Origin of the sequence: Streptomyces sp. NPDC047917 (genome assembly GCF_043204345.1) — a bacterium.
GTDB classification, from domain to species: Bacteria; Actinomycetota; Actinomycetes; order Streptomycetales; family Streptomycetaceae; genus Streptomyces; species Streptomyces sanglieri.
In genome coordinates, this window is record NZ_JBIDCA010000013.1 from 276,312 (window position 1) to 288,139 (window position 11,828).

Genomic DNA, 11,828 nt, shown 5'->3' on the forward strand with positions numbered 1-11,828 from the left:
ACGATGAACCGTTCCACCTCGCCCGGACCGAGCCGGCGCAACCTGCTCAGAGGCGCGGCCCTCGGGCTCGCCGCCCTCGGCACGGGGCAGGCGCTCGCCGGCTGCTCGGGCTCCGGTGCGGGCACCGCGGTGTCCACCGACATCGCGAAGCTGCCCGCCTACGTCCCCATCACCGAGGGGCCCGTCCCCGACCTCAAGGGCAACGGCACCGTGCAGCCGGTGTACTACCGCTCACCCGCCGAGAGCGCGCTCTTCCAGTCGGTGACGGGGAGACCGGGTTCCGGCGGGAAGACCTCGGCGTTCGTCGTCACGTACTATTCCCCGCCGCCCGCGGCCAACAGCTACCTGTCGTACATGGGCGAGCAGGTGAACACCACCTTCGACATCCAGCTCGTGCCGGGGGACTCCTACGCGTCCAAGTTCGCGACGATGACGGCCGGCGGCGACCTGCCGGACCTGGTGCAGTTCCTCACCTTCGCGCCGCCGCAGGGATACCCGCAGCTGCTGGACGCGAAGTTCCAGGACCTGTCCGAGCACCTGTCGGGCGACAAGGTCAGGAAGTACCCCAACCTGGCCAACCTCCCCGAGGCCTCGTGGGCGAGCGCCCGCGTCAACGGCCGCATCTACGGAGTACCCGAGCCGCGCCCGCCGTTCGGCAGCATCCTCGTCTGCCGCCCGGACATCATCGGGGAACTCACCGGGCAGGAACCCGCACCGAAGAACGAGGCCGACTTCACCGCGCTGTGCAAGGAGGTCACCGACGCCAGGGCCAACCGGTACGCGATCTGCGGGCAGGGCGGCGCCAACGGCGTCGAGTGGGGCTTCGACATCATCGGCGCCGTGTTCGGCGTACCGAACGGCTGGAAGCTCGACGGGGGCAGGCTCGTCAACAAGTACGAGACGGACGAGTGGATCCGGACCATCAGCTACATCAAGAAGCTCCGCGCGGCCGGCTACTACCACCCGGACACGCCCAGTCTGGAGAACTCGCAGGCCAAGACCTACCTGGCCAACGGGACCGTCCTGATGCACATGGACGGAATCTCCTCGCTGCTGGACACGACCCTGCCCAGGGGCGTGGTGCTGGGCGCCGTCGTCCCGTTCGGCTCGGACGGCGGCAAGGGCGCCAACTACCAGGGCACGTCGAGCTTCGGCTTCACCGCCTTCAGGAAGGCGGACCGGAAGAAGATCGAGGAACAGCTCGGCATCCTCGACTACCTTGCCGCTCCCTACGGTTCCCAGGAGTACTTCAAGATCCGCAACGGCAAGGAAGGCGTCCACTTCACCCGCGACGGCGACGACGTGGAACTCACCAGGGCGGGCCGGACGACGGTCGAACCCAGCGGTCTCTTCCGCGTCACCGAGGGCCCCCAGGTGCTGACCAACCCCATTCGGATCGACGAACAGCTCCGGCGCTCCCACGCCTGGCAGGTCGCCACCCAGGACATGCTGGTCGAGAACCCCGTCCAGGGGCTCTACTCGCCGGCCGCCTCACGCTCGGGCTCGGCGACGAGCACCCTCAACGACACCGTCAACAGCTACATCCTCGGGCGCGCGGACCTGAACGCGGTACGGTCCGCGATCTCCTCCTGGAAATCCGCCGTCGGGAACACCGTCCGCAGGGAGTACACGCAACAGCTCGACAGGCAGGGAAGCCGCACATGACCTCCGCACCTTCCTTCCTCTCCCGGCTCACCCCGGACGCGCGGGCCGCGCTGCGCGTCCGGGCGTGGTCCCCGGCACCGCCGGTGGGCGACCGCCACGGCTGGGCACACCTCGGCGAGCGCGACCGCGCGGAGCTGGCCCGCGCCGCGGCCGACTGGCGCGACAGGGCGGCACGGAACGTGCCGAGTCTCAGCGCCTGGGCGGCCTACAGCCGGAACGGCGACCGCCGCCCCCACGAACGGACCGAGCACGCCCTTCTCGGACATCTCGCCTCCACGGCACTGCTGCTGGCGGCGGACGACAGGGACGAGGACGCCGTCGCGCTCGGCGACGCCGTCTGGCGCCTGTGCGAACTGTCCGCCTGGTGCCTGCCCTCCCACTACGCGCTCCCCGAGACGGGGCACCGCCCCTTCCTCCCGGAGCCCGGCCGTGACGTCCTCGACCTCGCCGACGCCTACACCGGCGCGCTGCTCGCCTCGGTGGACGCCTTCGCGGGGGCACGCCTGGAGGGGCTCTTCCCCGGGATCCGCGGCCGCGTCCACCACGAGATCCGGAGGCGTGTACTCGGCCCCTGGGAGAGCGAGACGTACTTCTGGCACGGCGTCGACGCGCCGCCGAACAACTGGGCCCCCTGGATCGTGTCGAACGTCCTGGTGTGCGCGGCGGTGACCGAGCCGGACCGGGACCGGCTGGAGCGGACCGTCGAGCGTGCGCTGGTGATCCTCGACCGGTTCCGCGCCGGCTACGACGAGGACGGGAGCTGCGACGAGGGCGCCACGTACTGGTGGTGGGCCGGCGCGACCCTCTTCGAGGCCCTGGACCTGCTGGAGGAGATCACCGACGGCGCCTTCGACGGCTTCACCGTGCCCCCGGTCGCGGCGATGGCATCGTTCCCGGTGGACATGCAGATCGGCCCCGACACACAGGTCAACTACTCCGACGGCTCGCCCGCGCTGCCGGAGAACGCCAACTGGCACCTGCTGGCCCGGTTCGCGGCCCGTGCCGGTGACCAGGGCGCCGTGCGCCACGCGCGGTGGATGGGACGCCGCCACCCCCTGCGGTTCGACGGCCAGCTCGCGCCCCTGTTCCGAAGGACCCTCGCCGAACTCCGGTCCCCGGGCTGGGCGTCGGCGGGAGAGGCGGCACCGGGCATGCCTGCCTCGCGGTATCTGCCCGGCACCGAGATCGCGGTCGTACGGGAGCACGGGGCGTCCGCCACCGGCCTGTTCGCCGCCGCGAAGGGCGGCCACAACGATGTGAGCCACAACCACAACGACGCCGGCGGTGTCATCGTCTCCCTGGACGGCGAGCCGGTACTCATCGACGTCGGCGTGGGCGTCTACCGCCGCGAGACCTTCCAGCCCGACACCCGCTACACGATCTGGACGATGCGCAGCCCCTGGCACAACGTGCCGCTGCCCGACGGCGTCGAGCAGCGGCACGGCAAGGAGTTCCGGGCGAAGGACGTCACCTTCGGGGACGACGGCACCGTGGCCCGGCTGCGGATGGACCTGGCCCCCGCCTACCCGCCGGAGAGCGCACTGGTGCGCTGCGAGCGGTCCGTCGAGCTCGACCGCGGGCGGGGCGCCGTACTGCTCCGCGACGACTGGACCTTCGAGGCACCCCGCACGATGACCCTCGTCCTCATGACGGCACATCCGCCCGTCCCGCACCCGCGGGGCCTCCGGGTCGAAGCCGCCCTGCTGCGGGCCGACACCCAGAACTTCGAGGTCCGCACCGAGGCGATCGACCTGGACGACGACAGACTCCGGCGGGTGTGGGGCGACCGGGTGTACCGCACCCTCCTCGTCCAGCGGGAACCGGCCGCCCGCGCAGGGCACGTACTGCGCATCGAACGAGCGGAGGCGGCATGAACCACACGGCAACCGGTGCGATCGAACCCGGACGGCTCTTCCACGACCAGCACGGCCGGACCGCACAACTCCACGGCATCGGAATACTGCGCCTCGGCGACCGCTTCTGGGCCTGGGGCGAGGACAAGCGCCACGGCGGCACCTTCGCGGCGATCGCCTGCTACTCGTCGCCCGACCTGGCCACCTGGCGGTACGAAGGAGACTCCCTGACCGCCGGGACGGGCGACCTCGCCCCCGACCGGGTGGTCGAGCGGCCGAAGGTGCTGCACCACGCGGCCACCGGCCGGTACGTGATGTTCCTGCACATCGACTCCGCGGACTACACCGACGCCCGGGTCGGCTTCGCCGTCGGAGACCGTCCCGCCGGACCGTACGAGTACCGGGGCAGCGCGCGGCCGCTCGGCCGGCTCAGCCGCGACATCGGAGTACACACCGAGGACGGCGCCGGCTACCTGCTGTCCGAGGACCGTGACCACGGGCTGCACATCTACCGGCTCACCGACGACTACTTCGCTGTGGACTCCCTCGTGTCGACGACCCTCGCGGACCACGGACGGCACGGCTACGAATCACCCGCCCTGGTACGCGTGGACGGCACCTACTACCTGTTCGGCTCCGACCTCACGGGCTGGACGACCAACGACAACCGGTACACGACCGCCCCCGCGCTCACCGGCCCCTGGGAACCCTGGCGGCTGTTCGCCCCCGAGGGCTCGGCGACCCACGACTCGCAGATCAGCGCGATCGCGACGGTGCACGGCACCGAACGCACCAGCCACGTCTACCTCGGCGACCGGTGGCTGCCGGACCGGCTGGCCGACTCGCCCCCCGTCTGGCTGCCGCTGCACATCGGCGGCGGCCGGGCACACCTGGAATGGAGCGGGCGGTGGAGCATCGACACCACGACCGGCAACATCTCCGGGCAGGACGGACCGGCCCGCCCGCACCGGAGCACCGCCACATGACCGGGGCACCGCCCCCGCCCCCCTTCGCCCTGCCACCCCACGACCACGCCCGCTCGCCGCTCACCGGCTGGACCCGCACCCACTGGGAGACCACCGGCCTGCGCTGGCTCGACCACGTCCGACGCCACGACAGCCCCGGCGGAGCCCTGCCGCGGCTGCCCGGCCGGGTCACCCCGGACGGCGAACGCCGCGAGAGCATGGAGACCGTCGGCCGCTCCTTCCTCCTCGCCGCACCCCTGCTCACCGGCACCGACGAGAGGACCGCGGAACCGCTCGCCGAGCGCTACGCCCGCGCCCTGCTCGCCGGCACCGAGCCGGAAGGCCCCGAGGCGTGGCCGCGCGGCGTCACCTGCCGCGCACCCGTCACCGGCGTCACCAACTCCATCGTCGAGGCCGCGAACATCGCGTTCGGCCTGTACGTCAGCCGCGACCGCCTCTGGGACCGGTTCACCGCGCCCGAGCGCCACCGCGTCGCCGACTGGCTCAGGCACCACGCCCGCCTGGAGGTGTGGCACAACAACTGGCAGCTCTTCCCCGCGATGGCCGAGGCGTTCCTGCGGTCGGTGGGGGAGGACACCTCCGGCTGCACCGGCGAACGCAACGTGCGCCGCGTCGAGTCCTGGTACCTGGAGCAGGGCTGGTACACCGATGGCCCCGAGCACGCCATCGACTACTACAATGCCTGGGCCATCCACCCCTACCTGTGGGCCTGGTACCGGATGACGGACCGGGTCACCACCCCCGAGGGCGACCGCCACCTCGAACGCCTCGGCGCGTTCGTCACCTCCTGGGCGCGGACCGTCGCCCCCGACGGGTCGATGCTGCACATGGGACGGTCGCTCAGCTACCGCACCGCCGCGCTCGCCGCCCTGTGGTGCGCGGAGATCTCCGGCGTCAACCCGCTCCGGCCGGGCGCCACACGACGCCTCGCCTCCGGGGTCCTCGCCCGGTTCGTCGCCCACGGCGTAGGCATCGACCGCCCCCTCGACCTGGGCTGGTACCGGCCCTACGAGCCGATCGCACAGAGCTACAGCGGCTTCGGGTCGGCCTACCTGGCCGGGATCGGTTTCCTCGGTCTCGCCCTCGCCCCGGACGCCCCGGTGTGGACGGCCGCGGAGGAGCCACAGCCCACCGAGACCGACCGCGGGACCCACGCGATGCCCTCGCTCGGCTGGCTGCTCACCACACAGCGGGACGGCATAGTCCGGCTCACCAACCACGGCAGCGACCACTGTGAGATCCCCGTCGAACCGACCCGCCCGGACCCCGACGACCCGCACTACGCCAAGCTGGCGTTCTCCTCCCACACCGCCCCCGGTACCGGTGCCGCCTGGCAGGAGAACATCGACTCCCACCTCGCCCTCGTCGATGCCGACGGCCGGGCCAGCCGCCGCGGGGCGATCAGGGCGATGCGGGTCGACGGCACGATCGCGGGGTCGGTGCACCTGCCTCAGATCGACGGACGGCAACTGCCCGGCTGCGCGGTCGTCTCCGTCTCGCTGCCGGACGGCGAACACGAGGTACGCGCCCACCTCGTGCGCTCGCCGGGCGGACGGACGGTCCGCGAGGGCGGCTGGGCCGTCGCCGACGACGTACCGCCGACCGCGCAAGCCGACCCGGACGTCCCGTCGGCGACCGTGACGACCACCGGGGGCCTCACCGCACGCGTCACCGGTCTCCACGGCTACGACGACGCCCGCACGTTCGGCTACCGGGACGCCGACGCACTGGGCCCCTGCGCCGCCGTCCCGGCCCTCTTCGCCTCCGCCCGCGCCGGCGACACCGTACTGGTGAGCCTGCACACCCTCACCCGTACCGCCACGGCAGCCCCGCCCGAACCACCCGCCGTGCGTGTCGACGGGACCCTCGTGACGGTGACCCGGCCCGACGGCATCCGGAAATCCGTCGATCTCGCGGCCTTCGTCCCCTGGGACGGACGCCTTCCCGGGGTATGACCCCGACGCGACCCCGCACCCCGGCCGATCGCAGACCGGGACAGACCGTACGGAAGGCATCATGCGCTCCGAACCGACCGCCTCGATCGTCCACCTGCGCGCCGGGACGGTGAGCGCCGTCGTCGAATTCGGCGACGGCCGCCTCCTGAAGAACGTCCACTGGGGTACTCCCCTCGGCGGCCTCGATGACGCCACCAACCGCGCCGCCGCGTCCCGGTGCTGGAGATCGAATCGTGCTCGTCCGGCGGATCGCGCATCGAGCCGGGCGTGCTCGAACGTACCCAGGGGGTCCGGCCGGCGGACTGCGGCGACCCCCTGGCCCGCCGGCGGATCAACCGCTGGACCACCCAGCTCGAACCGCTCGAACTCCCTGGCACCCACATCGCCCCGCCCCGCTCCCACACCACCGCCCGCACCCACGACCTGTCGTTCCGGGCGGCGACCGCCCTCTTCGGACACATGGGCGTCGAGTGGGACGTGCGGGCGGCCGACGAGCGGGAACACGGGAGTGGTTCGCGCTGTACCGCGCCTGCCGCGGCCCGCTGTGCACCGGGCGGCTCGTACGGGAGGACCCGTGGGACGACAGCCTGCGGCTGACCGGCGTGGTCGCGCCCTGTTCGATGTCACGGCCGTGGACGCCGCGACGGACACGACCGCGTGACGCCAACGGGCCGGCGGCGAAAACGCCCCCACCCGGAGCCGAAGAGCTCCGGCCCGGAACCCCGCACGCGCTGCCGGACCCCGCCGACCCGGCGGACCCGCCGCCCCGTCATGTGCGGATCCGCCACTTGCACGCCACCGGCCGGGCCGGTCACCGTCCGGCCCGCAACCCACCGTTGAACCCGAAGGGACGCCGAATGCCCACATCCCGGTTGTCACTCCAGCTCTACTCCGTGCGCGACGCGCTCCACGCCGACGAGGACGGCACCCTGGCCCGCCTCGCGGAGATCGGGCTGCGCAACGTCGAAGTGTTCGACTTCGTCCACCGTCCACGGGAACTCGCGGACGCCCTCGCCCGGCACGGGCTGGCCGCACGCACGGGGCACGCCGCCATCGCTTCCCCCGGCCAGAGCCCGGACACACTGCGGCGAACGTTCGACGCGGCCCAAGTGCTGGGTCTGGAGACGGTGTTCGAGCCGATGGTGCCCGCCGTCCGATGGGCCGGGGCGCGGGAGATCGACAGGACCGCGTCGCTCCTGAACGAAGCGGCCGCCGTCGCCGTCGGCCACGGGCTGAGCGTCGGCTACCACAACCACTCGCAGGAGTTCACCCCCACCGTCGACGGTGTGAACGCCTACGACCGCTTCGTGGAGCGGCTGGACGCCGAAGTGGGGCTGGAGGTGGACGTGTACTGGGCCTCGGCCGGCGGCAGGGACGCGGTCGGGCTGCTGCGCCGGCTCGGCCCCCGGGTGCGTGCGCTGCACATCAAGGACGGCGCCGTCATCGACGACCCGCACACGTCCGGCGCCCCGTTCGACGTGGCGCTGACCCGGCAGGTGCCGGCGGGGCAGGGCGAGATACCGGTGGCCGCCGCCCTGGCCGCCGCTCCCGACACCGCGTGGGCGGTCGTGGAGTTCGACCACTACGCCGGCGACATGTTCGAGGGCGTGGCGGACTCCGTGGCGTACCTCAACGAGAAGGGAATCGTCTGATGAGTCCCCGTACCGGTCCGGTCGGTGTCGGCATCATCGGCGCCGGCAACATCAGCGAGCAGTACCTCGCCACGCTCGGCCGGTTCCCCGACACGGACGTGCGGATCGTCGGCGATGTCGCCCTCGACCGTGCCGAGGCCCAGGCCCGGCGGCACGGTGTCGGTGCGTGGGGGAGCGCGGAGGACGTACTCGCCCACGACGGCGTGGAACTGGTCGTCAACCTGACCGTTCCCGCCGCTCACGCCGACGTCAGCACGGCGGCCCTCGAAGCGGGCAGACATGTGTGGTCGGAGAAGCCCCTCGCCGTCCACCCGCTCGAAGCACGTACGCTCCTCGACCGGGCGGCGGCGGCCGGACTGCGGGTGGGAGTCGCTCCCGACACCGTCCTCGGTCCGGGTGTGCAGACGGCGCGCCGGGTGATCGCCCGCGGGGACATCGGCGCCGTGCTGTCGGCGCAGACCTTCATGCAGACCCCCGGCCCCGACGCCTGGCACCCCGACCCGGAGTTCCTCTTCGCCGAGGGAGCCGGCCCGCTGTTCGACATGGGCCCCTACTACCTGACGATGCTGGTCACCCTGCTCGGCTCCGTGACCCGGGTGTCCGCCGTGGGCTCCACCGGTCGCGGGATCCGCACCATCAGGACGGGCGCCCGCGCCGGTACGGAGTTCGCCGTCGCCGTCCCCACCCATGTCTCGGCACTCGCCACGTTCGAGAGCGGGGCGAGCAGCCAGAGCGTCTACAGTTTCGACTCCCACCTGGTCCGCAGCGGGGTCGTGGAGATCACCGGGACGGAGGGCACCCTGGTCGTACCCGACCCCAACACGTTCGCCGGGGACGTGCGGATCACCCGGGGACACTCCGCGGACGGCGCCGCACAGTGGGAGACGGCCGGGTCCGTCGGCACCGGATCGGGCCGCGGACTGGGGGTACTGGACATGGCCCGGGCCATCCGCACCGGCGAGCCGCACATCGCCACCGGAGACCTCGGCTACCACGTCCTGGACGTTCTCACCGCCATCGACCGGTCCGTCGTCACCGGCGAAACGGAACACATCGGCAGCCGGGCCGGAGCCGTCCCGCTGGTCCCGCCGGACCGCGACCCGTACGCGGCCACCCTCTGAGCCGCACGGCCCGCGCCGCCCGCCGGCGCGGGCCACGGCCACCGTCCGGCGGCTCGACCGGTGAACGGCTTCGGGAGCGGGCGGTGGGCGGAGTGAGGAGCGCGCGATGGCGTGCGGCAGAATCCCACTGTGGCGTCTTTGGAGGGCTTGGCCGGACTGGAAACGAGTATGGCGGCGCTGTCCACGCCGATGAGGGTGTACGTGCGGGCCGGGCGGTTCACCGAGCCCGACCCCGATCTGCCGGAGCTGGCGGCCCGGATCCGCGGGCTGCTGGCCGCGGTAGCGGCGGACGAGCCCTGGCAGCGCTTCCTGACCGGATACACCCCGCCGTCCGCTCCGGAAATCTGCGCCGCTCTGGAGCCGCTGGAGACGCACGGTGCCGCCCCGTTCCTGGCCCGGGTCGCGGCCGTCGACCTGGTCTGGCCGAGCCACCGGCACCTGCCCGCCGGGACCGCCGAACACGCGGCGGCCCGGGTGGTGTCCCTGCTCGGACCGGAGGCCGGCTGGTGGACCAACCACGACGTCGGCTGCGGCGCCGTGAACGGACTCACCCCGCTGTTCGACAGCCTGCTCGCAGGGACGAACGGTGAACACTTCGTGCTGGCCCTCCAGATAGCCGACGACTGAGACCCCGTCGAGCAGCAGTCGTGCGGCGGCCGTCCGGCGTTCAGCGGCCCAATCGTGCGCAGCGGCGGTGGCGCCGCGGGCCCCGGACTCCGAGGGTTCAGGACATCTGCTCCATGAGGTCGCCCGTGAACCGTTGCCCGCCGCCGCCGACCACGTCTGCGCAGTGGGCCGGATCACGACCTCGTTCACGTCCACGTCGGCAGGCTGGTCGATCGCCCAGGCGATGGCCCGCGCCATCGCCACGGGGGCGATGGCGACCTCGTCCCGCATGCGCGTGATGTCGCCGCGCATCCGGTCGTTACTGGACGCCTCGGCAGAATCGGTGGCGATCGGACCGGCCGGACGGTGGTGACCCGAAGGGCCGGACCCGCCTCCTGCCGCAGACCTTCGCAGATGGCCCGCACCGCGGCCGGTTCGCGACGCGAGTGCGGGCGGCGGCCACCGGGCTCAGCAGCACACTGATCCGGCGCAACATGCTGAGCTGATTCAGCGCGGCTCACCCGGTGAACCCCGGCACGGGCCCACGCGTGTTGTGCCGGTTCGCGGGTCGGTGTGGACCGCCGCACCATCACGACGGGCACCCGCCTGGCGGATCAAGCGCTCGGGGGAACACTCCGCCCACGAGCTCGTCGTCCCCCCAACACCTATGAGACGCGGCTGAACACGAATTCCGGCAAGCTCCACCCGAACCAGGATGGCGCGGTCGCGGTCGCGACCGCGACCGCGACGGCTGCGGCCATGTGCGTGGTCGTCGGAGGGGGCCTGCCCACTCGGGTTGGGCCTCTTCAACGTGTCTGTTGCGCCTTCATGGTGGCTCTGCTGTTCCGGCAACTCTGCGGGCACAGTGTGTCATTGAGCCCGCACCGGATCACTGAATCGAACGCCCGTCTGGCGAAAGCCGTGTGGCGGACCGCCGCTTCAGGTTTACTCGCGTCATGAACAATCGGACACCCGCAGCGCACAACACCGGCCTGTTGACCGACAGGACCGTGATGATCACCGGAGCGTCGAGCGGCATAGGCGAGGCCGCAGCGCGGCTCTTCGCCTCCGAAGGCGCGGCCGTCGTCCTCATGGCCCGACGCGAAGACCGGCTCAAGGACCTCGCCCACGAGATCGAGGCATCCGGCGGACAAGCAGCCTGCAGTGTCGGCGACGTGACGCGAGCCGACGACGTCGAGCGCGCCGTCGCGACGGCCGTCGAACGCTTCGGCAGCCTCGACGGTGCCTTCAACAACGCCGGCTACGCCGGATCCACCTTCGGCCGATCGCACGAACTGCCGGAAGAGGATTTCGACCGCATCATGGATGTCAACGTACGCGGGACATGGAACTGCCTGCGCCGTCAGATCCCTGTCATGCTGGACGCCGGCCACGGGACGATCGTCAACACCGCCAGTTCGGCAGGCCTCATCGCCACCGGCGCACCATCCCCCTACGTCGCGGCGAAGCACGCCGTCCTGGGCCTGACGAAGGCCACGGCCGCCGAATACGGGGCGTACGGCATTCGCGTCAACTCCCTGATCGTGGGCACCACCCGGACCGAAATGATCAACGCGGCGGTGACGGCCAACCCGGCCTTGGAGGAGGCGTTCGTCGCACGCCAGATACAGAAGCGGATGGCCGAGCCGCAAGAGGTGGCGGAAGCGGCCCTGTGGCTGCTGAGCGACCGCTCCTCATTTGCCACCGGCAGCCATGTGGCGGTGGACGGCGGCATTCTGGCCATCTGAGCGGCACAAGGGGACCGGGGCAGCCGACGTCGCCGGGTGCTGGCTCGACTCGGTGTCTGCGCCGTGAGGCGCAGTGACAATCGGGCCGCGAACACGTGCTGCACGGGGTGCGAAGAACGGATAGCGCGCGGCCGCCCGCGGCCCCGGTCGTTACCCTGCCGGCCCGCCCCACCCCGGTCGGGAGAAGGAGCGGCGCCGCGGTTAGGGTGCGCGGGTACGCCAATCACCCCGTCCTGGAGGCC

The 11,828-nt window shown here is 72.0% G+C and carries 9 protein-coding genes and 1 pseudogene; 9 read left to right on the forward strand and 1 reads right to left on the reverse strand.

All coding sequences use genetic code 11. The features are described from left to right. The first annotated feature begins 3 nt into the window (after positions 1-3). The 8 genes from ACGF8B_RS30835 (at position 4) to ACGF8B_RS30870 (ending at position 9,859) form a co-directional block, all read left to right on the forward strand. Positions 4-1,665 (forward strand): extracellular solute-binding protein, encoded by a 1,662-nt coding sequence (locus tag ACGF8B_RS30835; RefSeq protein ID WP_392745175.1) that lies wholly within the window; start codon positions 4-6, stop codon positions 1,663-1,665. After that, complete coding sequence (locus ACGF8B_RS30840; RefSeq protein ID WP_392745177.1) at positions 1,662-3,539, forward strand: hypothetical protein; 1,878 nt, start codon at positions 1,662-1,664, stop codon at positions 3,537-3,539. The genes ACGF8B_RS30835 and ACGF8B_RS30840 overlap by 4 nt, the downstream gene beginning before the upstream one ends. Further along, positions 3,536-4,504 (forward strand): family 43 glycosylhydrolase, encoded by a 969-nt coding sequence (locus ACGF8B_RS30845; RefSeq protein WP_392745178.1) that lies wholly within the window; start codon positions 3,536-3,538, stop codon positions 4,502-4,504. The genes ACGF8B_RS30840 and ACGF8B_RS30845 overlap by 4 nt, the downstream gene beginning before the upstream one ends. Beyond that, positions 4,501-6,459, forward strand: coding sequence for a DUF2264 domain-containing protein (locus ACGF8B_RS30850; RefSeq protein ID WP_392745180.1), 1,959 nt, complete (start codon positions 4,501-4,503; stop codon positions 6,457-6,459). Before ACGF8B_RS30845 ends, ACGF8B_RS30850 begins: the two co-directional genes overlap by 4 nt. A 267-nt stretch (positions 6,460-6,726) precedes the next feature. Continuing rightward, the gene (locus ACGF8B_RS30855) at positions 6,727-7,056 is read left to right on the forward strand and encodes an alpha-galactosidase (protein WP_392745181.1); all 330 of its coding nucleotides are present in this window, start codon (positions 6,727-6,729) and stop codon (positions 7,054-7,056) included. Between the two features lie 260 nt (positions 7,057-7,316). Further along, positions 7,317-8,111, forward strand: a complete 795-nt coding sequence (locus ACGF8B_RS30860; protein WP_392745183.1) for a sugar phosphate isomerase/epimerase family protein — start codon at positions 7,317-7,319, stop codon at positions 8,109-8,111. After that, complete coding sequence (locus ACGF8B_RS30865; RefSeq protein ID WP_392745185.1) at positions 8,111-9,232, forward strand: Gfo/Idh/MocA family protein; 1,122 nt, start codon at positions 8,111-8,113, stop codon at positions 9,230-9,232. The genes ACGF8B_RS30860 and ACGF8B_RS30865 overlap by 1 nt, the downstream gene beginning before the upstream one ends. A 168-nt stretch (positions 9,233-9,400) precedes the next feature. Further along, a complete protein-coding gene (locus ACGF8B_RS30870; RefSeq protein ID WP_392745186.1) occupies positions 9,401-9,859 on the forward strand; it encodes a hypothetical protein in 459 nt (152 codons plus the stop codon). Positions 9,860-10,012: 153 nt separating this feature from the next. Here the strand turns inward: ACGF8B_RS30870 and ACGF8B_RS30875 are convergent. Further along, positions 10,013-10,266: pseudogene (locus ACGF8B_RS30875) on the reverse strand (oxidoreductase); the annotation flags it as partial. Between the two features lie 528 nt (positions 10,267-10,794). On the opposite strand from ACGF8B_RS30875, the gene ACGF8B_RS30880 reads away from it, so the two are divergent. Beyond that, positions 10,795-11,586, forward strand: a complete 792-nt coding sequence (locus tag ACGF8B_RS30880) for an SDR family NAD(P)-dependent oxidoreductase (RefSeq protein WP_392745306.1) — start codon at positions 10,795-10,797, stop codon at positions 11,584-11,586. Positions 11,587-11,828: the final 242 nt, after the last annotated feature.